At 33.9% G+C, this 23,959-nt stretch carries 21 protein-coding genes; 12 read left to right on the top strand and 9 right to left on the bottom strand.

Annotated elements, in window-relative coordinates; genetic code table 11:
• Positions 1–52: 52 nt before the first annotated feature.
• From J8H85_RS06245 to rlmB, 5 genes are all read left to right on the top strand, one after another.
• On the top strand, positions 53–3,196 hold the full coding sequence (locus J8H85_RS06245) for a SusC/RagA family TonB-linked outer membrane protein (RefSeq protein WP_245243741.1): 3,144 nt from the start codon (positions 53–55) through the stop codon (positions 3,194–3,196).
• 20 nt (positions 3,197–3,216) lie between these two features.
• Entirely contained in the window at positions 3,217–4,680 is a 1,464-nt protein-coding gene (locus tag J8H85_RS06250) for a SusD/RagB family nutrient-binding outer membrane lipoprotein (RefSeq protein WP_209653673.1), read from the top strand.
• A 79-nt stretch (positions 4,681–4,759) separates the two neighbouring features.
• Entirely contained in the window at positions 4,760–5,350 is a 591-nt protein-coding gene (locus tag J8H85_RS06255; RefSeq protein ID WP_209653675.1) for an immunoglobulin-like domain-containing protein, read from the top strand.
• A 58-nt stretch (positions 5,351–5,408) separates the two neighbouring features.
• The gene (locus J8H85_RS06260; protein ID WP_209653677.1) at positions 5,409–5,861 is read left to right on the top strand and encodes a lipid-binding protein; all 453 of its coding nucleotides are present in this window, start codon (positions 5,409–5,411) and stop codon (positions 5,859–5,861) included.
• Between the two features lie 68 nt (positions 5,862–5,929).
• Positions 5,930–6,670: a 23S rRNA (guanosine(2251)-2'-O)-methyltransferase RlmB gene (gene rlmB / locus J8H85_RS06265; RefSeq protein WP_209653678.1), complete on the top strand. Its 741-nt coding sequence runs from the start codon at positions 5,930–5,932 to the stop codon at positions 6,668–6,670.
• 31 nt (positions 6,671–6,701) lie between these two features.
• Here rlmB and J8H85_RS06270 read toward each other — a convergent pair whose 3' ends face one another.
• The gene (locus J8H85_RS06270; protein ID WP_209653680.1) at positions 6,702–7,430 is read right to left on the bottom strand and encodes a rhomboid family intramembrane serine protease; all 729 of its coding nucleotides are present in this window, start codon (positions 7,428–7,430) and stop codon (positions 6,702–6,704) included.
• A 199-nt stretch (positions 7,431–7,629) separates the two neighbouring features.
• Between J8H85_RS06270 and J8H85_RS06275 the strand changes: the two genes are divergently transcribed.
• A complete protein-coding gene (locus J8H85_RS06275) occupies positions 7,630–8,907 on the top strand; it encodes a replication-associated recombination protein A (RefSeq protein ID WP_209653682.1) in 1,278 nt (425 codons plus the stop codon).
• Between the two features lie 93 nt (positions 8,908–9,000).
• Here J8H85_RS06275 and J8H85_RS06280 read toward each other — a convergent pair whose 3' ends face one another.
• The 6 genes from J8H85_RS06280 to J8H85_RS06305 form a co-directional block, all read right to left on the bottom strand.
• Positions 9,001–9,873 carry a hypothetical protein gene (locus J8H85_RS06280; RefSeq protein ID WP_209653684.1) on the bottom strand — a complete coding sequence of 291 codons (873 nt, stop codon included), beginning with the start codon at positions 9,871–9,873 and terminating at the stop codon, positions 9,001–9,003.
• A 44-nt stretch (positions 9,874–9,917) separates the two neighbouring features.
• The gene (locus J8H85_RS06285) at positions 9,918–10,607 is read right to left on the bottom strand and encodes a YjjG family noncanonical pyrimidine nucleotidase (protein WP_209653686.1); all 690 of its coding nucleotides are present in this window, start codon (positions 10,605–10,607) and stop codon (positions 9,918–9,920) included.
• An 85-nt stretch (positions 10,608–10,692) separates the two neighbouring features.
• Positions 10,693–11,988: a polysaccharide deacetylase family protein gene (locus tag J8H85_RS06290; RefSeq protein ID WP_209653688.1), complete on the bottom strand. Its 1,296-nt coding sequence runs from the start codon at positions 11,986–11,988 to the stop codon at positions 10,693–10,695.
• Positions 11,989–12,092: 104 nt separating this feature from the next.
• Positions 12,093–12,791: a RadC family protein gene (radC, locus tag J8H85_RS06295; protein ID WP_209653689.1), complete on the bottom strand. Its 699-nt coding sequence runs from the start codon at positions 12,789–12,791 to the stop codon at positions 12,093–12,095.
• A gap of 71 nt (positions 12,792–12,862) precedes the next feature.
• Positions 12,863–14,605, bottom strand: coding sequence for a PAS domain-containing hybrid sensor histidine kinase/response regulator (locus J8H85_RS06300; RefSeq protein ID WP_209653691.1), 1,743 nt, complete (start codon positions 14,603–14,605; stop codon positions 12,863–12,865).
• Positions 14,599–15,726: an FIST signal transduction protein gene (locus J8H85_RS06305; RefSeq protein WP_209653693.1), complete on the bottom strand. Its 1,128-nt coding sequence runs from the start codon at positions 15,724–15,726 to the stop codon at positions 14,599–14,601. Before J8H85_RS06305 ends, J8H85_RS06300 begins: the two co-directional genes overlap by 7 nt.
• Positions 15,727–15,932: 206 nt before the next feature.
• Here J8H85_RS06305 and J8H85_RS06310 point away from each other — a divergent pair, with 206 nt between their 5' ends.
• The 6 genes from J8H85_RS06310 (at position 15,933) to J8H85_RS06335 (ending at position 21,284) form a co-directional block, all read left to right on the top strand.
• Positions 15,933–16,526: an FMN-binding negative transcriptional regulator gene (locus tag J8H85_RS06310; protein ID WP_209653695.1), complete on the top strand. Its 594-nt coding sequence runs from the start codon at positions 15,933–15,935 to the stop codon at positions 16,524–16,526.
• Between the two features lie 17 nt (positions 16,527–16,543).
• The gene (locus J8H85_RS06315) at positions 16,544–17,407 is read left to right on the top strand and encodes an alpha/beta hydrolase (RefSeq protein ID WP_209653697.1); all 864 of its coding nucleotides are present in this window, start codon (positions 16,544–16,546) and stop codon (positions 17,405–17,407) included.
• A 28-nt stretch (positions 17,408–17,435) separates the two neighbouring features.
• Complete coding sequence (locus tag J8H85_RS06320) at positions 17,436–18,302, top strand: alpha/beta hydrolase (RefSeq protein ID WP_209653699.1); 867 nt, start codon at positions 17,436–17,438, stop codon at positions 18,300–18,302.
• A gap of 24 nt (positions 18,303–18,326) precedes the next feature.
• A complete protein-coding gene (locus J8H85_RS06325; RefSeq protein WP_209653700.1) occupies positions 18,327–19,214 on the top strand; it encodes a dienelactone hydrolase family protein in 888 nt (295 codons plus the stop codon).
• Between the two features lie 462 nt (positions 19,215–19,676).
• Positions 19,677–20,438: a hypothetical protein gene (locus tag J8H85_RS06330; protein WP_209653702.1), complete on the top strand. Its 762-nt coding sequence runs from the start codon at positions 19,677–19,679 to the stop codon at positions 20,436–20,438.
• The gene (locus J8H85_RS06335) at positions 20,439–21,284 is read left to right on the top strand and encodes a peroxiredoxin family protein (protein ID WP_209653704.1); all 846 of its coding nucleotides are present in this window, start codon (positions 20,439–20,441) and stop codon (positions 21,282–21,284) included.
• 240 nt (positions 21,285–21,524) lie between these two features.
• Here J8H85_RS06335 and J8H85_RS06340 read toward each other — a convergent pair whose 3' ends face one another.
• Together J8H85_RS06340 and J8H85_RS06345 are read right to left on the bottom strand one after the other, a co-directional pair.
• Entirely contained in the window at positions 21,525–22,127 is a 603-nt protein-coding gene (locus J8H85_RS06340) for a hypothetical protein (protein ID WP_209653706.1), read from the bottom strand.
• A 376-nt stretch (positions 22,128–22,503) separates the two neighbouring features.
• The gene (locus J8H85_RS06345; protein WP_209653708.1) at positions 22,504–23,859 is read right to left on the bottom strand and encodes a UDP-N-acetylmuramate--L-alanine ligase; all 1,356 of its coding nucleotides are present in this window, start codon (positions 23,857–23,859) and stop codon (positions 22,504–22,506) included.
• Between the last annotated feature and the right edge of the window lie 100 nt (positions 23,860–23,959).

Below are 23,959 nucleotides of genomic sequence, written 5' to 3' on the forward strand. Positions count from 1 at the left end.
TATTAACTTTTTATTATGATTTTTGGCATTGACTAATTCAAATAATTATAAAATGAAAACAAAGTTTAGTGGAATTCTAACGCTATTACTAGCGTTTGTCGTGCAGCTAACGTTCGCACAAGAAAAGACTATTTCAGGTACAGTATCAGATGCGTCTGGTTTGCCCTTACCTGGAGCTACTGTCTTAGTAAAAGGTACTACTACAGGTACTTCAACAGATTTCGATGGAAGATATTCAATTAAAGCTAATACAGGTGCTACACTTGTGTTTAGTTTTGTGGGATATACAACCCAAGAAAGAAAAGTAGCAGCCTCAAATTCAATTAATGTGCAATTAACTGAAGACACAGCTGTTTTAGAAGAGGTTGTGGTAACTGCATTAGGTATTAAAAGGGAAAAAGCTTCAATTGGTTCTGCTGTTACAACTGTAAACACTGAAGAACTAAATGAGGGCTCTCAAACAAACTTAGCTGATGCAATAAAAGGTAAAGTAGCAGGTGTTGTAATTTCAAATTCTTCTACGGATCCTGGTGCTTCTTCTGGTGTTATCATTAGAGGATTTAGTTCATTAGGTGGTAGCAACCAGCCTCTTTACATTGTTGATGGTGTTCCTATCAGTGACGGATCAAGATTTTCATCTAGTTTGAATGGCGGTTATGACTTTGGGCGTGGATCAGGAGATATTAACCCTGAAAACATTGAATCTATCTCTGTTTTGAAAGGAGCTTCAAGTACTGCTCTTTATGGATCAAGAGCTGCGAATGGTGTTATTATAATTACTACAAAAAAAGGAAAATCATCTAAATTAGATATAGATTTTTCAACTTCTATGATTTTTTCTGATTTGTTAAGAGCTCCTAAATACCAAGATCAGTTTGGCCAAGGTTGGGATGGTCAACATTACTTAGGAGAAAATGGCTCATGGGGTCCACGCTTTGACAATAGTGTAATAGTTTGGGGAAATGTGGTAAATAACTCTCAAAAATTAAAGCCTTATGCGTTCCAAAAAGATCAATTAAGAAACTTTTTTGATATTGGTGAATCTTATATTACTAATGTTTCTGTTGCAGGAGGTTCGGATACTACTACAGGTAGAATCTCTGTAAACAACGCCACATCAGACGGTATTTATCCTACAAGTGCGGATAGTTATGAAAGAAACACATTAACACTTTCTTTTAGTTCCAAATTAGATTTCTTAACTTTTGGTGGTAGTTTAAATTACGTAAACACCTCTGGTAGCGCTGTTGCTACTGGTCAAGGTTTATCTGTTATAAATAACTTAATGCAGATTCCAACGGATATAGACATTACTGAATTTAAGGATTATAAAGATCCGTTTAATAACGTTTCTAACTATTACACTCCTTATGGTGTTACTAACCCTTACTTCACATTAAATGAAAATGGAAGTGGCTATAAAAAAGAGCGTGTTTATGGCGCATTTGATGTAAGCGCAGAAATAAACTCTTGGTCTAGTATTGGATATAGATTTGGTATAGATGCATATGCAGATAACACTATAATATGGAGAGCCATAGTAGACGCTGACCCAGGTAGTCCAAATGATGGGACCAGCACCGAAGAATCTGGAGCTTATTCTGAAGCAAATAACATTGTTAAGCAATTCAACCATGACTTTTTCTATAACCTCAACTTAGAGGCTAGTGATAAGTTTAATATTGAATCAACATTTGGTTTTAACTATAATGATAGATTTACTACAGGTTTAGCTGCTTCTGTAAGTTCTCAAGACATACCAGGATATTATTCATTAGCAAATTCAGCTAGTACTCCAATAACTTCTTCAACTATAAGCAAAAGAAGATTATATGGAGTATTCAATTCTAGTACTTTTTCATATAACGACATGTTATATCTTACAACTAACATTAGAAATGACTGGTATTCAACTCTTCCAGAAGAAAATAGATCTGTTCTTTACGGTGGTGTAAATGCTTCTTGGATTGCAACAAATACATTTCCTGAAATAAAAAATGTTTTAAGCTATGGTAAATTAAGACTGGGTTATGGAGAAACAGGTGTAGATACCGATCCTTATCAAATTGACCCTGTAATTGTATCTGGCGAAATTGACAATCAAGGATTCAGAACTTTAGCATTTCCAGCAGGAGGCTTTAACGCTTTCGAAATTGGTAATAGAGCTGGAAATCCAAATTTAAAACCGGAAAGAAGAAAAGAGTTTGAAATTGGTGCCGAATTATCATTTATAAAAAACCGTATCTCTGTAGATTTTACTTATTACGATGCTAAAGTGGAAAACCAAATATTAAACTTACCATTAGCAGCTTCTTCTGGTTATACAAATCAAACAGCAAATGTTGGTGTAATATCTAATAAAGGTTATGAAGCTTTACTTAAACTAAGTATTTTTAGAAATTCAGACGGTTTCAATTGGGATACTTCTTTTAACTTTTCTACTAATGATGCTATCTTAGAAGAATTAGATGATCGATTAGAACAAGTTGATTTAGGAGGATTGAGTACAGTAGCTTTAGTTGCAAGAAAGGGACAACCGTTATCATTATTAGAAGGTAGTGTAGCAAAAAGAGATCCTAATGGCAATATAGTTGTAGACGCAAACGGTGTTCCAGTTGCTTCACCTATCAAAGAGATTTATGGTGATACCCAATATGACTATACTCTAGGTATATCAAATGATTTTTCATACAAAGGATTTTCATTAGGTTTTACGCTTGACGTTAGAGAAGGTGGCTTAATGTTTTCAAGAACTGCAGATATTACTAGATTCACAGGTAACTCTATAACGACTACTATTAATGATAGAAATCCATACATAATACCAAATTCGGTACAGGAAGTAAGTACTGGTGTATTTGAAACCAATACTACCGCAATTGATTCGGAGCATTGGGATGATTATTATAGAGCAGAAGCTAATGACAGAGAAAATGTTATTGATAAATCGTTTATAAAATTAAGAGAGGTTATATTCTCATATAGATTCTCAAAAAATATAATCAAGAAAACTCCTTTTGAAGATTTATCAATAAGTGTAATAGGAAGAAACCTTTTACTATTCACACCTGAGTCTAATCAATTTATTGATCCTGAGGTTTCTACTTTTGGTACCGATTTAAATAGCCAATTTGGAGAGTTTAGCGCAAATCCTAGTACTAAGAGTCTAGGTGTTACATTAAAGGCTAGATTTTAATTAATTTTAAAAATAAAAAGATGAAAAATATAATTAGATTTCTTTTTCTCGCAATCTTGATAACCTCATGCGAAGAAGATTTAAACATAAATACAAATCCAAATACTCCTGTAGGTGCAGATAAAAGTTTTATCTTAACAGCTGCTCAAGGATCTATTGCTAGGGTGTTAGGTGGAGATTTAACGAACTTAGGCGGTTTTTTAGCACAATACCATACACAACCAGGTACAGCTTCTCAATATTTAGAAATTGATACATATAACATGAATACAGACTATGCAAATAGGCTATGGAATGAGCTATATGCTGGTGCTTTGAATGATTTAGAACATGTTAAAAAAGTTTCTGATGAAGAGAACGATACAGGTTCTTATTTAATTGCTACACTTTTACAAACATATACTTATCAGGTTTTAACAGATCTTTTTGGAAGTATTCCTTATTCTGAAGCCTTATTAGGAGCTGGCAACATTAATCCTAAACCCGATGCAGGAGAAACTATTTATCCTGCATTAATAGAAAGTATAGATACAGCTTTAGCAAAATATAATAGTGATTCTGTAGCTTCTACTGTTGGCACCCAGGACATAATTTATAGTGCCAACATGAGTGATTGGGTAAAATTTGCAAATACTTTAAAACTTAAAATGTATTTAAGAATGGCCTATACAAGTCAAGCAAATCCTACTGCTGTAAATGCACTTTTAGCTGCTAATAACTTTATATCATCTGATGCTAAGTTTTCCGTTTACTCTGCAATTAAAGAAGAAAACAAAAACAATCCTTTTTATGATGTTCAGATTGATAGGTTAGGCGATGTTAATAACATAGCAAGTTTATCACTTTTAAATTTCTATACTGATAATTCAGACCCTAGAATTGATGCCGTATATCGTAAAAATACTGCGGGGCTTCATAGAGGTATAGATTCAGGTGATAGAGCTAGTGTTGCTTCAGTTCTAGCAACTGCTTTTTCTAGACCAAACATTAAACCTAATACACCTGTTTATCTTTTGACTGTTAGCGAAAGTAACTTTCTTCAAGCTGAAGCTTTGATTAGATATGCTGGTGGTACTGGTGCAGATGCCAAATACAATGCAGGTGTATTGAATTCATTTTTAACGTATGGATTAACAGCCGCTCAAGCAAATGCACTTACTGGAAGTGGTGGTGCTTACGAATATGTTCCTTCTGCTACTGTAGAAACAGCAGTAAGACAAGTAATGGTTCAAAAATGGGCTTCACTAGCTTATGTAAATAATATTGAAGCATTTTTTGAATTAACTAGAACCAAATATCCAGAAATTAAAACTTTTGGCACTCAAAACTATACTATTGGAAATTTGATTGTTTCTAGGAACTCTGTATTACCTGCTGGTCAAACTCCAAAAACACTTTTTTATCCAGGAGATGAAGTGAAAAGAAACTCTAATTTGGATCAAAAAGCTTCTCTTACAGAGAAAATTTGGTGGGATCAAAAATAAATTAAAATAAAAAAATATAAAGATGAAAATAACATATAAATATATAAGCCGTCTATCTTTAGTGCTGATAGCATTATTGATGACATCTTGTACCGAAGAAAATCCTATTAAATCTGACATTACCTATTATGCAGATGTTCAGTTAGTTGGAGATAGCACTATGGCTATAATACAAGGAGAAACATTCTCCGATCCAGGAGCTATTTCTTTAATTGATGGTGAATCGGTACCTTATACGACTACAGGATCTGTCAATACCTCTACTCCAGGAGTGTATTTCCTTACATACGAAACTATAAATGATGATGGTTTTCCTGCCTCAGCTAAAAGAACCGTAGTTGTATTATCTAATACTCCAAGTATTTATAATTTTGAAGGAAATTGGAGAAGAAGCGCAACAGGCAATGCAACTATTGTTCGTATTTCTGATAGAGAATACACCCATAGCAATGCTGGCGGCGTGGATGGAGACAATGCACTTTTTGTTACTTTTTATAATATAGATGATGTTAATTTATATATACCAAGACAAGAAAATGCGTCTGTTACTGGAATTACTGTAGAGAGTGTTCTTGGTTCTGGAAAAATAATTAATGCTAATGAAATTAACTGGGTTTTAAACGCTAGTGGTTTCTATGGTAGTTTACTTAGAATATTTAAAAGAGTTTAAAAAAATAAAAAATATTATGAAAAACATATATAAATGTAGTTTAATTCTTCTTTTTGCATTGGTAGCATCATGTACCAGTGAAGAAGGCTATGCAGATTTGACACTAGATAAATCTGCAGTTTCAGAAATGTCTGGAGATTGGTATGTAGAAACATTTGTCAATGGCAACTTAGCTCTAGGGTATGAAGTTATAACAGTTTCAAACACTCCTGAAGATGACGGTACTGCTATCCAAATTTTTGATCATAGTCACATTTGGGAATTCAATACAGCTGTTCCTGTTAATATTTCATCATTAACTTTTGAAGGTTCTAATTTAGCAAGTAAAGTTGATGATTATGAGATAACTGTTAATATAACGAATGGAGCTATTGTAAAAAATGGCACTACAAGTACATCTGGTAGAACAGCAGATAAGATATCATTTGATATTGAATTTTCTGATGACCCAGGTACTATATATCATATTGAAGGCTACAAAAGAACTGGTTTCTTAGAAGACGAACATTAACAATAAATGTAATTCAATAAATTAAACCGAAGAAAATTAATTCTTCGGTTTTTTTATACCTTTACGCCATGGAAAAGCAAACACAAATATTTGGGATAAGAGCTATCATAGAAGCCATAAATTCTGAAGAAACTTTAGATAAAGTATTTCTTCAAAAAGGATTACATGGTGAATTATACAGCGAATTAGAAACACTTATACGTACTAACTCAATAAACTTATCTTACGTCCCTGTTGAAAAACTAAATCGATTAACAAAAGGTAATCATCAAGGTGCTGTTGCACAAATATCTCCCATAGCGTTTCATGATCTAGAAACACTTGTTTTGAATGTTATGGAATCGGGTAAAACACCGTTGTTTTTGCTTTTGGACCAATTGAGTGATGTGCGTAATTTTGGTGCCATTATCCGTACTGCTGAATGTACTGGTGTTAACGGTATTATTATACAAAAAAAAGGTGGTGCTCCCGTAAATGGCGATACTATTAAAACAAGCGCTGGAGCAGTTTTTAAAATTCCTATTTGTAAAGTTGACCATATTAAAGATGCTGTTTTCCATATGCAAGCCTCTGGAATAAAAGTTATTGCTGCAACAGAAAAAACGGATGACACCTTATATGATGTATCGTTTACCGAACCTTGCGCTATCATCATGGGATCGGAAGACAGAGGTATTAATCCTTCTATTTTAAAAGTGGTAGATGCCAAGGCTAAATTACCTTTACTTGGCGAGATTGAATCTTTAAATGTTTCGGTGGCCTGTGGTGCTTTTTTGTATGAAGCGGTGAGACAAAGACTTTTGAAATAAGATTTTCGATTGACGAATTACGATTTAAGAACTATTCTTTATTTTTTTTGAAGGTATAATTAACTTTAGGTTGCTCCTGTTCTGGTTCTGGTTCTATTGTTTCTATAAAATTTCCGTTTTCATCGAAGTGTTTTAAAAAAGGGTCGTCGTCTTCATTATAATGGGGTTCTTCCCAAACGTATTTTTTGGGTTTCGCGATGGCTTTTCTAAAAATGAACGCAAATAGAAGCCCTGTTATCAATCCTGATAAGTGACCTTCCCAAGAAACGCCTTCTTCTAAAGGCAAAGCGTACCAAATCATGCTTCCGTAAAGAAAAATGACCAATAATGACAAAGCTACCAATCGGTAATGCTTTGCAAAAACACCTTTAAAAAAAATAAAACTTACCAATACATAAATGAGTCCGCTAGCGCCAATATGGTATGAGGGTCTGCCAATGCACCATGTTAAAAAGCCTGAAACTATTATACCATAAAATATGACTTTCCAAGCGATAGGTCTATAGAAATAGAATAACGCCATAGACAACACAAACAATGGAATGCTATTGTGATATAAATGTTGAATACTGCCATGTAAAAATGGGCTTAAAAACAAACCTCGCAAGCCTTTAAAGGTTTGTGGATAGATGCCGTATTTACTAAAGTTGAAACCAAAACGCACTTCGAACCAAAATACCAACCAAATAGTCAGCACAAAAAAAACGGGGTATGCAATGACACCTGTTGAAAATTTAAAATGGTCTTGGTTATTGTTCATAGAATTAAAGATAGCAAATTGTTAACCAAGTTTTGTGTTTGTGCTAAAATGGCAGAAGTGCACCGCGTGAGGGATTGAAGCAAGCTACCGTGTAGCGCGTAAAGCCCGACCCCGACTTTTTTCGGGGGCACGCCCTAAAAAACAAAACTTAATAGCCATGAGATTCCTTTTTGAAAGGGAATTGTTTTAATTTTACAGTATGAACGAACCTTTAGCAGAACGATTACGCCCAAAAACCTTGGAGGACTATGTAAGCCAAAAGCATTTGGTGGGGAAGGATGGTGCTTTATCGCAACACATCAAGCAGGGTTTGATTCCATCGATGGTGTTTTGGGGGCCTCCGGGAACGGGAAAAACAACTTTGGCCAATATTATTGCTACTGAGTCTGGCAGACCTTTTTACACCTTGAGTGCCATAAATTCTGGTGTTAAGGATATTAGGGACGTTATTGACAAGGCGAAACAAAGTGGCGGTTTGTTTACTACCAAAAACCCGATTTTGTTTATTGATGAAATACATAGGTTTAGTAAATCGCAACAGGATTCGTTATTACAAGCGGTTGAAAAAGGTTGGGTAACTTTAATTGGTGCCACGACCGAAAACCCAAGTTTTGAGGTGATTCCTGCCCTTTTATCGCGCTGCCAAGTTTATACTTTAAATGCTTTTGATAAGAGCGATTTAGAGACGCTTTTAACGCGCGCTATTGAAAATGACACGCAATTATCTAAAAAGAAGATAAAGCTGAAGGAAACCAATGCGCTGATACGCCTTTCGGGTGGTGATGCTAGAAAACTGCTGAATATTTTTGAATTGATTGTAAATTCGGAAAACAGCGATGCCATTGAAATTACGGACGATGGCGTTTTGAAAAAAATACAGAGCAATACGGTGCGCTACGATAAAACGGGCGAACAGCATTATGATATTATTTCGGCGTTTATAAAATCAATTCGTGGTAGCGACCCCAACGGGGCGGTTTATTGGTTAGCCCGTATGCTTGAAGGTGGCGAAGATGTAAAGTTTATTGCCAGAAGATTGCTTATATCAGCAAGTGAAGATATTGGGAATGCCAACCCAACGGCGTTGGTAATTGCCAACAATACATTTCAAGCGGTTTCGGTTATTGGACATCCGGAATCTAGAATTTTATTGAGCCAATGTGCTACATACTTAGCGTGTTCGCCAAAAAGTAACGCCGCTTATATGGCTATTGGCAAAGCGCAACAATTGGTAAGGGAAACGGGCGATTTATCGGTGCCCTTGGATATTAGAAATGCACCTACAAAACTGATGAAAGAATTGGGTTATGGTGAAAACTACCAATATGCCCACAACTACGAAAATAATTTTGCCAACCAAGAATTTTTACCTGAAGAAGTAAAAAACACCAAACTTTACGACCCTGGCAATAATGCCCGCGAAAATGCCCACCGCGAATTTTTAAAACAACGTTGGAAGGATAAGTATGGGTATTAAGGTTTTGGGTATTAGGGTTTGGGTGTTAGTTTGTTGCTAAGTTGATTAACTATCACAACTTAACGACTCAACGACTAAACAACTTAACATCTATTAAAATTTAATATTAAGCACTTCTTGCTTTAAAACATCATTATCATAGTATTCTAAAACCCAATTATTATCCTTTTTATATATAGTAGCATTTCTACCATCTACCAAATACATATCTGGAATGCTTGTTTTTTTAATTTTATAAACCACTTTGGGAGTGCTGTCTACCAACTGAAATCCGTTTTCAATGACCTGTGCATATAAAATACCTGATGGGGATGCTTTTACGGTTACTGTTGTTGTACTTGTTACATCTTTAGCAACCACTTTTGGAGTAGGCGTTTGAGCAACCGCTTCAACCTTTGGTTCTGCTCTTTCTACAACGGCTTCTTTTTCTTTTTTAAGGTTTTCAATTTCCTGTCTTAACGTTTCTATTTCTTTTGAAACCTCACTTTTGGTTTCTACCTCTTGTGATACCGCAACGCTTGCATTGGCAATTGGTACATATTTATATTTAAGTGCCTCAATGGATTTAAAAGCATCCCTCAAAGCTTCAGTATAGGCACGTTGATATTCTTTTTCCCTACTTTCTCCTATTTCAGAGGTATAAACCACTTGGTCATTACAATTTTTAAGTTCTACAGCTAACTTGGTCTTAAACATGCTATTATCTTTTATCAAATTCGATTTTAATGCCAAACATCTGTTTTTCATAACGTCTGCTGGATAATCTGATCCTTCCATTAAAGCTATAAAACCATATTTGTTAAATAAAAATTCGGTTAATGAGTTTAATTGGTATTGGTCTGTTTCCTTTAAAAAATCGTATTTTTTTGGAACAATAACATACTTATAGTTATTTAAATTACTTTGAGAAAACATACTAGCTGAAAACAAGCACGTAATAAGAATGGCGATATATTTAAGTTTCATTTTTATTTAATTTTATAATTAAGCTATGTTTGTAAAGATACGTTTTATAAGTATTTTTTTATTTCAATTAAACCACTTATTTGTTTAACGTTGGTTTTAATATTCATGTTATTGGTATCAAAATAAATAACATCCATACCAACATTTATAGCACCTTCAATATCAGCTTCATAGCCATCACCTATCATAATACTTCTACTCATTTCTGTTTTAGCTTTTTTAACGGCATGATGAAAAATTTCCGGATGTGGTTTTTTAATACCAATATCTTCACCATTGGTAATGGTTTTAAAATAATGGTAAATATTTGATTTCATTAGCTTTTTAGATTGCACTTCTTCAAATCCGTTTGAGAGGATATGCAAATTATAATTTAAACTTAGATAGTCTAAAATTTCAATGGTGTTTTCAAACAAATAATTAGTATCGGTAAGGTATGTAATATAATCGGTTGATAATTTCCGAATCATATCATCTTCTACATGAAAATTAGAAGCCACAAAGGTGTCTCTCAATCGGCCGAAACGCAACACCTCTTTATCAATTTTCGCATCTCTATAAAGTTTCCAATATTGAAAATTGATATCGCGATAATGCAATAAAAACTCGTGCAATTCAATTTGTATTGCATTCATTTTAAAAATTTTATCGAATGTTAGTTCTGAATTTTTATCAAAATCCCAAAGTGTATGATCTAAGTCGAAAAACACATCAGTAATACCTTCAATTTTCATATGTGCATTTTAATTGTTTTTTAAAGGCCGTATGCCGTTAGCTATTAACAACTTCATTAAATAATCAGCTTTTTCACATGCTCGTTTAATTCCCTGACTCTAAAATAATATTAAACAATTCTTTAAATCCTTTCCAGCGTTCTATATCGCTAAACGTATAATTATGAAACACAGGGACAAACTCACCGTTTACACGCCTTACTTCACTTATAATTTCGTTCAAAGCTTTCGTTTTATCTAGCAACGACTGGTGTTTTAACAACACATAATCCATCACATGATAAGAATGAATTTTTAGGGGTGTTTGAATTTCATAATCCAAATCATAAAAGAAAAAAGGGGTGCATGTGCCAGCCCTAAAACCAATTTGATTTACATAGCCCATGGTATAGTCAGATAAAATCTCCAATTCTATTAGGTTTCTATACGATTCTGGCAGATTTAACTTTGAAAACGATTGTCTTGATGCTTTTAGTGTGGTATTTATAATATCCTCCATTTTAAGCTTTTCTTTTTTCAAAATTGAAAAATCATCAAGCGCAAAAAACGATGTTTTTAATCCTACTTCACAATAATCGGCCACATGCTTTATAAGCGATATAAATTTTCGTTTGTTAGGATTGATACTTTTATCGTAGGTTGAAAAATCGCCTATCAAAAAGAAAAACAAAAACTTAAATTTACTTTGCTTTTGCTTATTAATTATATACTTAAAAGTGTCATACGGGTCATGTTTTAACCCAAAAACCACCATAATTCTATTATAAAAGCTTTTAAATTCAAATTTAAACAAATCTTTTAAGCTGCCACCAACACTTCGCATAATCCCTTTCAGTTTAAAATGATAAGGGGTTGGCACATCAATTATAGGTTTAACACTATAACTTCTTTCGGGGAACTTAAATTCTGGAAATTGTATTTGTAAAGCATCCCTAAATTTATAAGCCCAAATATCTACAACGGGTTGATGCAAAAAACTATGTTTATATGCAATGCTTTCGGTGGCCAGAAAGCGTCCAAAATTGTCTTTTACATGGGGCAAATATTCTTCATATCTTGATAGTAAATAAAAAGATGCCGCAAAAACATCAAAAGGAATGGCACTTTTTTCACCGGTAAAAAAGAAACATTTGGTGTGCCACCACGGTTGTACATGAATTTCAACATCGTTCAACCCTTGTTCAAACAGAAGGTCGTGACTTTTAATAAAAAACTCGTTACTAAGTTGTTGTTTTGTATAGGATATTTTTAAACTATCGTGGGCAATAAACTCTTCCACCTTTGTGGTAAAGGAAACCTCAATACCTAAAATACGTGTGCAAATATGTTTAAAGACATACTTTAAACGTGGCGTAATATTATGAGTATAAACTAAAAGCATCTAAAATATAAGTTCCAATATTAAAATTCCAAAATCCAAAAAACCTATTCGTTAAAATCTATACCTATTGGAATTTTGTTTTATTGCCTTTTTTGTTATTTACTTTACAAAAGGTTTTCATCGGCAAAACTAAAGTATGCATTTTCGGTAATAATTAAGTGGTCTAGCACTTTTATATCTAAACTTTCTGCAGCCACTTTTAATTTATTGGTAATTTGCTTGTCGGCTTCACTAGGTTTCAGTGTTCCTGATGGGTGGTTATGCGCCAAGATAAGTCCGGTTGCTCCCACTTCCAACGCATTTTTTAGTACCAGTCGCACATCTACCAATGTACCCGTGATACCACCTTTGCTTAATTGATTTTTTTGAATAACCTTATTGGAATTATTCAAGTAAACAATCCAGAATTCTTCATGTTGAAGCTCGCCAATGATGGGTTGCATCAACTCGAAAACCGAAGTGCTTGACGTTATCTTTTTCTTTTCCAACGCCTCCTCGCCTCTTCGTCGTCTTCCCAATTCCAAAGCAGCCGCAATGGTAATGGCTTTAGCTTCACCAATACCCTTAAATTCCATAAGTTGCTTGATGGAAAGCTTCCCCAATTCGCTTAAATTATTATCTACACTTGCTAAAATGCGCTTGCATAACTCAACGGCACTCTCATTTCGGCTACCCGAACCTATTAAAATGGCCACCAACTCTGCATCGCTTAATGCCGCCTTCCCTTTGTAGAGTAATTTCTCGCGTGGTTGATCGTCTTGACTCCAATTTTTTATTGAAAATGAGGGTTGTTTTTCTTGCATTGCATAAACCTACTAAAAATATTTATTTTTTTGAACAATTTAAATTGAAGAAAATGTGGGCGTTTTAAAAATTAAACCGCTTGGTTATTAAGAGTATCTATACTATATGATTTTAACAAATTATATAGCTTAATAGGATTAAATGGTTTCCCCATAAACCCATTCATTTTATATTGTTGGGTTTTCTTTTTAATATCTGTTTGTGCAAAAGCAGTTAAAGCAATAATTGGAACATTACATTTGGTTGGATTTGGCAATTTTCTAATAATGGATGTTGTTTGATAACCATCTAACAGGGGCATTTGTAAATCCATTAAAATTAAATTGAAATCTCTTTTTTCAAAAATATCAAGTAATTCTTTACCGTTTTCGGCAATTTCATAATTAACTTTCCAATTTGCGAAAAACTTCTTTATTATTAAAATATTCATTTTATTATCTTCGGCTACCAATACATTAATATTTAATGGCTCGTAGTTGGGTTGCATTTTAATCATATCGGGTTCAAACCCATTTAACCTATTACTTACTTTATAGGTAATTATAAAGGAAAAAGTTGCACCACTACCTAATTCGCTTTCAACAATTAAATTACTGCCCTGAATTTCCAATAACTTTTTACTAATGGATAATCCTAAACCTGTACCGCCATATTTAATTGATGTTTCCGATTCTGCTTGCATAAAGCTTTCGAAAATCAATTGCTGCCTGTCTTTTGAAATACCTATGCCTGTGTCTATTACCTTGAATTCAAATTGTATTTTATTCTTATCTACCCCTAAATTCTTAACACTTAAGGTAATACTTCCGGTATCGGTGAATTTTAAAGAATTACTCAATAAGTTTTTAACTATTTGAGCTAATTTTAAATCATCGCCAATTATAGTTTTGGGTAGTTCATTTTCAATTTTTAAAATAAAATCTACGCCTTTTTTACCTGCTCTTAAGCTAAAATGAGAATTAATATTTTCTAAAAAATGAATGATACTAAAATCCTTTTCAACCAATTTTATTTTACCCGATTTTATTTTATCAAAATCCAATAAATCGTTAATTAAACCTAATAAATGTTCTCCTGAATATTTTAAAGCTTTTAGATTTTCTACTTGATCGGGCAAATAGTCTTCCATTAATAGAATGTTTGCTAACCCTGTTACAGCATTTAAAGGCGTTCTAATTTCATGAGACATGGTAGATAAAAAATTATCCTTTGCTTCACTGGCTCTTTTTAATTCTATCTCAATATTTTTTAAATTGGTAACATCTACAATTGTTCCAATATAACCTATTGGGAATCCGTTGGAATTTAATATAAGCTTGCTTTTTAGCTCAAACCACATAACTTTTTCGTTACGCTTATGCTTAAAAATAAATTTAGTCTCTGATTTTGTGTTTGAGAACAATTCGCTAAATTTAATATTACCATCTATATTTTCTCCATAAAGAAAACTTCTGAAATTTTTACCCAGGGTATCGGCGAGCTTGTATCCTGAAAGGATTTCCCAGGCATTATTTAAATATGTGAAATTTCCATCTAAGTCGGTCTCAAAAATAACCCCTCCCACATTATCCACTATATTTTCTAGCTTATTTTTGGTGCTATCTCGTTCTGCTATTAATTTTTGATTAGAAATAAACAACTCTTTTGAACTCTCTTCAAGAATATTTTCAATGTGTAAAATATCTTTATCGAAACTTCTATATGCTTCGTTAACCATATGCAGGAATTCTTCCAACTGTGGGTTGTTTGAAACATCTAATTCGGATTTTTTAAGCTGACGTTGTAAAAGTCTATGTAATTCGGCACTTAACATTCTGATAGGGTTGTAATAGTCATGGTTTGATTATGTAACTCGCAAGGTGAAAACTCCCCAAATGGCGCTATTTCTCCATAAGAGTAAAAACCAGTGATGCAAGGTTTATCGCCTAATACATCGCGAACTACTTCAATTTCTTCTTCAATAAGTTGTTTTAATACCAAGCGCCTTCCTACGCAACTTATAAGTATAGCTAATTCAGATGCGTCTTTAAAATTGTTATCAGCACTAATAGCCGAATCTTCTGCACCTTTTATCAATCTATCTATATTGGCTTTCATTAAGCGAACATAAGCACCTTCAGGTATGTTTCCTGCAAAAGTTAAACTTTGGTCTTCCTCATTCACTGCTAAAATGGTTCTAACTACTGGTGTCGAATTTTCGTGTACACGCAAACTCAATGGGAACAGCAATCCTGAACCTGGTAAATTATTGGCTTCTTCACCTAAAAACGATTTATAAATTTTTAAAGCAGGTAATCCGTCTAATTCATACAAAACATTTTTGTCTGATTTGGTTACTAATCTTTCAATACCAAAACTGTCCCAACCGCCTTTAGAGCTATATCCTACTTTTAACCCTTCGCCATAAAAACCTAAGCCAATTATTGTTTTATCAACAACCTTATCATCGTTAATTATAAATGTGCTTTTAAAATTAGCACCATCTCCAGCCAAACCTCCCGTAATACTAACTTTGGGCAGTCCAGATTTTAAACCTGTAACTAAATCGGCACCATTAACATGAAGTCCATCGCTTAAAACCAGTACATGTTTTAAATCGTTACTATTAAGTTGTAGTGCAATTTGCTCGCCTGCTTTAACACTGCAATTCATATCCTTAACAGTCACTGCCACTTTTTTTAATGTAACCTTATGCAATTGTATGGCAGTAAGCGAAATGGTAGCATCCTTAACGGTAACACCCGAAATTTCGCCAGCTGTAGAACAGCCCATTATTATAGCCTTTGGATGTTTTAATTTAATTTGGTTTATAACCTCTTGTTTTGATTCAAAAAGTGGAGAAACAAAAAGCAAGAATAAATCAGTATCATTATTGATAGAATTTAATTTATTTCTCCAATCAATTTCGCATAGCGAAACCTGTTGCACTTTCATAAAATAACTATTTAAGTAGTCTGGGGAGAGTTTTCGTCGACTTTATTAACCGTTCGTCGAAGATATGTCAATTTTTTTAATCAGAGAAATTTTATTTTCATTTTTTTTAATTCAATAACCGTTTATCAGTAAACTTATTATTTTACTCACAAATAATTGTTGTAATTTTAAAAACCCTTATTCGTAAATCTAAATTGCACATCCCATTGAATTATCCTCCAAAAATACATCAAGACAACAACATAAACCACATGGTTGATGTGATAAAAACATACCCATTGGCTACCGTAATTTCAGTAAAAGACAACATGCCTTTTATTACCCATTTACCTTTAATTTATAATGAAGCTGGAAAATTAATTGGGCATATCGATAAGCAAAATCCGCATGCAGCCTTATTAAGAAACAGCCTTCCTGTTACCATTATATTTTCGGGTCCGCAATGCTATATTTCGCCAAGTATTTATACCACAACGCAATTACCTACTTGGAATTACATCAAAGTACACCTAAAAGGCACGGTTCATGCTATAGAAAGTAAAGAAGCTTTAAAGGAATCGATTATTACCATGACCGCGTTTTTAGAAGCTCCAGAGCATAAATATGTTTTAGAACCCGATAACCAGCGTATGTTAGGTGCTTTAGATTATATTGAAATGTTTGAAATAACCATTGATGCTTGGGAAGGAAAATTTAAACTTTCGCAAGACAAAAAACCACAAGACATTGAAAATGCCCGTGCCGAATTAATACGTGCCAACCAAGAATCCATTGAAAAATTTTTAAACAAAGTATTTTAATCTATAGCTACAGAATTATGAAGTATTGCATGTTTATCATGGCTTTTTTTTGCTATACACAGCTTTTGTTTCCTCAAGAAAAGGAATACACCTCGGTTGATTATCCTGAAGATTACACCGCAAACATAGATGTGCTTTACACCCAAGAAGGCAACTGGAAAGGCTACATGGACATATTTACAAATCCCAACGCCACCAACCCCACCCCGGTAGTGATTAACATTCATGGTGGTGGTTGGAAAAGCGGACAAAAAGAATCGCAAACAGGGCTAGACACCTTTTTTAGTCGTGGGTATGCGGTTGCCAATGTAGCGTACCGCTTAATAGATGTAGCGCCTGCCCCTGCTGCTATTGAAGATGTACGTTGTGCCTTGTTATATATTTATAGAAATGCTAAAACCTTAAATATAGATACCAACAAAATTGTTATTATGGGTGGTTCTGCGGGTGGCCATTTGGCACTTATGGCAGGTTTACTGGCAGGCAATAACAGTTTTGATAGTAACTGCCCAAATTCCGAAAACATAAAAGTAGCCGCTATTATTGATAAATACGGAGTAACCGATTTAACACCCCTTGCCTACCGAAACTCGCCAAGAGATTGGTTAGGGCTCAATAATACAGATGCGGAATTTGTAAAAAAAGTATCGCCCATAAACTACGTGTCGCAAAACAGTCCGCCTATTTTTATAGCGCATGGCGATGCAGACCCCATTGTGCCTTACCAACAATCCATCATACTCTACAAAAGACTGAAAGCTTTCAAGGTTAAAACCCGACTTTTAACCATTAAAAAAGGCAAACATGGAAACTTTAACAAAAAGCAGAACATTCTTTTAAGTAAAAGTATTTGGAAATTTTTAAATAACTTAGGACTGTAATATTCATAATTAATACACTTATTAAAAAATGAAACAACGGTTTCTTTTTAGCATTTTCAGCCTTGTATGTGCAAGCTATTTGTTTTCACAAGAAAAAACCTTTAAACCTGTAAGTTTCCCAAAGGACTACCAAAGTCAAATAGATGTTATTTACACCCAGGTAAATGGTTGGGATGGCCGTATGGACCTTTACACAAACCCAACAGCAAAAACACCCACACCCGTTGTGATCAATATTCATGGTGGTGGTTGGAACCATGGTGAAAAAGAATCGCAAACCGGTTTTGGCTCTTGGTTTAAAAATGGTTATGCCGTAGCCAATGTGGAATACCGTTTGGTAGATGTAGCCCCTGCTCCTGCGGCTATTGAAGATGTGCGATGCGCCTTAATATACCTCCTTAAAAATGCCAAATCCTTAAACATAGATCCCGACAACATTGTGATTATGGGTGGCTCTTCTGGCGGACACTTAGCACTTATGGCTGGTTTATTAGGAAACGATAAACGCTTTGATACCAATTGCCATTATGATGGTACTATAAAAGCAGCTGCTATTATTGATAAATACGGCGTTACAGATTTACTTCCTTTGGCAAAATGGAAATCGGCAAAAAATTGGTTGGGTACTCATTACAACAACCAAAAGTTTGTAGAATCGGTATCACCACTTTATCACATCAATAAACAGAGTCCGCCCACTTTCATTGTACATGGCGATGCAGACCCAATTGTACCCTATCTTCAATCGGTAGTACTTCATGAAAAACTAAAAACCCACGGTGTTAAAACCGAATTTCTAACCATTCCTGGAGGTGTGCACGGTAAGTTTAGCGAAGAACAAAATGCGCTTCTTAGTAAACGTATGTGGGATTTTTTAAATAACTTAGGGCTATAATACTGAAATTTAAAAACATAGGTCATGAAAAAACTCACCAAAGAAGATATCAGTCAAGAAGTATTTGATTTGTACGACTATTATGCCCATAATAAAATTGACAGACGCCAATTTGTTGAAAAACTATCCATATATGCCGTTGGTGGCATTACCGTGTCGTCTTTATTAAGCTTTATTACACCCGATTATATAAATACACTTCTAGTAAAACCGGATGATGAACGTTTAGATTCCAAATACATCAGCTACCAATCGCCCAAAGGTGGTGGCACCATAAAAGGTTTATTGTCTATGCCCGATAACACTACGGGGAAATTACCCGGCGTTATTGTAGTGCACGAAAACAGAGGTTTAAATCCTTATATTGAAGATGTGGGCCGACGCACTGCTCTTGAAAATTTTATTTCCTTAGCGCCCGATGCTTTATCACCTTTAGGTGGCTACCCAGGTAATGATGATGACGGACGCGAACTTCAAAAAAAACGCAATAAAAACGAGATGCTTGAAGATTTTATTGCCGCTTTCCAATACTTAAGTTCGCACCCTAATTGCGATGGAAATATAGGAGTAGTTGGTTTTTGCTTTGGCGGTTGGATATCCAATATGATGGCTGTAAAAGTGCCTGCACTAAAAGCGGCTGTTCCTTTTTATGGCGGGCAACCCTCTTCCGAAGAAGCTGCGCAAATAAAAACACCTTTACAGTTACACTATGCAGGATTAGATACCCGTGTAAACGAAGGCTGGAGCGACTACCAAGAGGTTTTAAAACAAAACAATGTGGAATACACCGCCCATTTTTACCCCGATGTAAACCATGGCTTTCACAACAATACCACACCGCGTTACGATGAAAAAGCAGCAAATTTGGCTTGGGAAAGAACCATTGCTTTTTTTAAGGAGAAATTGAAGTAACCCGAAAAAAATATTGGCTTAATACAGCCCACTTCACGACACTTTTAAAGTTGTTACAACAGGCAACTTATCATTCCCAATAATCGATAAACGGCATCATAAAAAGTTCGTTTTATCGAAACGCATACCTATTTTAACAAAAATACCGACGAAATGCATACCAATCATGCATTTCGTCGGTGACTTTCATATATTTTATAAGGCTTTCTCCCACACTTGTTCGAGGATTCTTCGGGAATCCTTCGTAAAATAAGGGGTTTTACGAAGAAACCTCGAAGGAATGTCGAAGGAGACTCGAAGGAAACCCTTAGAAAACTATTTTAATTTGTCGATGAATGGTAAATGGGGGTTTAAAAAAATTGATTTTTGTAAGAGGTTTTTTATTATATTCGTGGGATATAGAGTGGGTATGGACAATTGATTATATCCTGTTGTTAACCACAATTCAAAAAATAAACTCTAGTGAACATTACAAACTTAATATTGATATTATTGGTATTTACATTTTTTAATTGTAAGCCAAAAGACAAGTTAACCCCTGAGAATTATATTGATTTAATCTACCATAAAAATGATAATAAGACTTTGAGTCATATATCTACTAATATAATTGATAAACAAGATGATGACATTGGAGTATTTATTAAAAACCACAAACCAAGATTTGATTATTTTTTTGGTAATAAATTAGACGTTGAAACTTTAGAAATGCTATATCCTGATACCTTAAAAATAAAAAAAGAATTCATAAAACAGATTAACGAAAAACATTTCGTTTCTAATTTCTCAAAATTAGCTAACATCAAAAAACAAACTAAAGAACACTATACCATAGATGAAATTATGCAAGTAGCTTCTAGGTTTTTCGTGGTTGTAAACTCTGGGAAAACTTTTAGAATAAAAATTTGTGCTGGTGGAAATTACTTTCAAGACTTGAATGCCATCAAAGATGTGTCTTTGATAGAAGCAATGACTTACGAAGCGATAATTAGTGCCTTTGATAAGAAAAAAAGTGAACGTCCAAAATTTATTTCTAATACTAGGACATATTTTTCAGAAGCAATAAAAAACCCAAAGAGTTTAGATAATAATGAGCTTTTAAAATTAGCAGAAAACAGATTATATGAAATGATGGAAAAAGATGAAAGTCTAAAGTTATTCATCGATGAGTACCTTATAATAAACTCGAATAATTTGCCCTTTGAGATTAAAAAAGACAATTAGATGAAATATTTTAACTTATTGTTTTCGTGTTTTATATTTTTTGTATCATTCAAAGGGAATTCTCAAAATAAAAACACTCTAGATTCTAATAAAGTTAGTTCTTACGAAAATGATAAAAAATTATTAAATGAAAAGTTAGCATACACAAATAAAATTTGGGATAGTTTAAGCTATATTCTTAGACAAAGACCTAAAGACACGATTTATAGAAATTCCGTCAGAATACAATTCAAAGAAAACAAAGACAAACAACTTTTTGTATATCAAAATTTTATATCTGAAAACCCAAACTCTCTATTATCAGCAGAGACTTTAACTAATTTAAAATTTCTTTACGGAAAGCGGTTGACACAAAAATTATTTGAACCAATGCCTGAAAAAATCAAGAATTCGCAAGTCGGAATAGACATATCAAACTTCATTCAATTATATCAAAATCCAAAAATTAACGAAAAGTACATTGATTTTGAATTAGTAAATCAAAATGGAGAAAAAATTAAATTGTCTGAACATCTTGGAAAATATATTTTAATAGACTTTTGGGCTTCTTGGTGTGCCCCTTGTAGAAAATCAAATATTGAATTGGTTAAAATTTATGAAACTAATAAAAATAAAGGATTAATTATAATTGGAGTTTCAATAGACGACGAAAAAAAATCTTGGACACAGGCAATTGAAAAAGATGGTTTAACTTGGATTAATGTCAGCGATTTAAAAGGAAAAGAAAATACTGCTGCAATAAAATATGGAGTGACTGGAGTTCCAACCAATTTCTTAATTAACGCAAAAGGAATTATTATAGCTAAAGACATTGATTTAGAAACTCTGAAAGAAATAATAAAATAAATAAAAAATGTGGGTAACAATGAACTGAGCTAAAAAACTAATCTTTTTAGGACTAGACAATTCTTATCCCCCCCCTGCAAGCGCAAGCATCCCGCTCGTGCCAACAATCTCTAAGTAAACTTATATAAATAAAAAACCATCAAAAGTAAATTTTGATGGTTTTGTTATTAGTTAAATTATCTTTTAATTAATCAATCTTTTTTTAAGACAACTACTAAATTTTAATTCCTTAATAATTAATTAATTTGTAGGATAAGCTGAACGCATAGGTAAAGTACCATCATATTCAATTTTTAATGTTCCTGCAGTACCATAAATAGCCACATTACTATTGCTAGTAGCTGAATATGTAAGAGTAAATACCAAAGAGATTTTTCCTGTTTCTAAATTAATTGAATTAATTACCAACTCTTGAGTATCAGTGACAGCATTGTAATAAGAATCATTAAATCTAACTCTATCTCCATAATCATTTATGTAATCTCCATAATAATTGTTCAGTGTTGCTTCACCTGTATTTGAATTATAAGTAAATTCTAATTCTGCTTCGTCATACCAAGCCGGATTATCGAAGTTATAGATGTATATTTCGTAGGTGCCATCCTCATTATCTTCAATATATTGATAATGTTTGCTAGAATAATATAAAGTAACTACATCTTTAATTGGGGTATTTGCATCATACGAATATTCATTCGTAACTTTAATAGCAGGAAATAATGTTAATGATTTAAATTCGTCTAATTGAGACTGTAAATCAGAAATATCATCTTTCAAATTTGAAGTACAACTTGTTAAAACAAGTAAAAGGGTAAATGCGAAAAGTGGTAAAAATTTTTTCATAAGTTAAGTATTATTTTAAAGTTAGCGGCAAACATAAAATTTTTCACACAACCACCAAAGGAAAAAACAATATTTATGCTTTTTGACTTGTTTTAATGCTTTTCGTCGATATTATTAAGCTCATATTACCAACCTAATTTACCGCTAATTCTACAATTAGGGCAACACCAAATTATATTCACATTCATGAAATAAAATGAAAAACAAACAATAAACTATTGATATTAATAAACGGCATCATCGAAGAAAATTCACGCTAACATTTAAATCATAATATAATATGATTGAAACCTTAGCTACAGCTTAACCCCACTTAACACAACCAAATTATCATTGATAATTACGACATATAGATTCCTGCTTTCGCAGGAATGAACTACCCAATCAAGCCTTTAACTTCGTTAAAATCCAACCCACCATAATTACCCGAACTCATTAAAAGCAACGCTTTGTTATCAAAATTTTGCGAGAACAGGAAGTTTTTAAAATCATCTGGATTGGTGTAAATAATAAGGTCTTCACGTTCAAAAGCGGTGGCTATTTGCTCGTGGGTTACTTCTTTAAGTTTTTTAATTTCTACGGCGTGTGGCGAGTAAAACACAACGGCTACATCGGCAGCATCCAACGCGCCTTTGTATTCTTTTAAAAATTCAGCATTTAAACTGCTATACGTATGCAGTTCTAAGCAAGCTACAACCGTTCTATTAGGGTACTGTTCTTTTACAGCTTTGGTCGTGGCTTCTACTTTACTTGGCGAATGTGCAAAATCTTTATAAGCAACACTGGTTTTGCTTTCGGCTATTTTTTCTAGGCGTTTGCTGGCGCCTTTAAAAGTGGCAATAGCTTCGTAAAAGTCGTCTTCATCAACGCCCATGTGTTGGCAAATCCATTTAGCACCTGCTAAGTTGTTTAGGTTGTGTTTACCAAATACTTCTATGGGTAATGGGCCTTCGGGGGTTTCCAATAGGGTTTCGCCATCTTCAACAATATATTCAGGCGTGTGGTATGGCAACTTACGGATGGTATTTGCTGAAGCTTCTACAACACGTTTTACCTCGGGGTCTTCTTCGTTATAGGTTATGCTTCCACCACTAACAATGGAGTCTACAAAAATGCGGAACTGCTCTACGTAATTATCATAAGTTGGGAATACATTGATATGGTCCCAAGCAATACCGCTTAACAGGGCAATATTGGGTTTGTATAAATGGAATTTTGGACGTCTATCAATAGGGGAACTTAAATACTCATCGCCTTCTAACACCATGAAATCGTTGGTTTCGGTGAGTTTTACCATCACATCGAACCCTTCCAATTGGGCACCAACCATATAATCAACATCCCTATTGTGGTAATGCATCACGTGTAAAATCATGGACGTAATGGTGGTTTTACCATGGCTTCCGCCAATAACCACACGGGTTTTATTTTTAGATTGTTCGTACAAAAACTCGGGATAGCTATAAATTTTGAGGCCTAATTCTTGAGCCTTTAACAACTCGGGGTTGTCTGCTTTTGCGTGCATCCCCAATACAACGGCATCGATATTTGCATTTATTTTTTCGGGAAACCAACCGTAGGTTTCGGGCAGTAGGCCTTTTGCTTGTAAACGGGATTTTGAGGGTTCGAAAATCTCATCATCACTTCCTGTTACTTGGTATCCTTTGTTGTGTAATGCCAAAGCTAAATTATGCATGGCAGAGCCACCTATAGCTATAAAATGTACGTTCATTAATTAAGTATTAAAGTTGCTAAGTTACAAAGTTTCAAAGTTAAAAAGACTCTAATTTGTAAAGTAGTTGCTGTTAAGCGTAAACTGGGACTGGGACTGA

Origin of the sequence: Mariniflexile gromovii, from assembly GCF_017814435.1 — a bacterium.
Lineage (GTDB): Bacteria > Bacteroidota > Bacteroidia > Flavobacteriales > Flavobacteriaceae > Mariniflexile > Mariniflexile gromovii.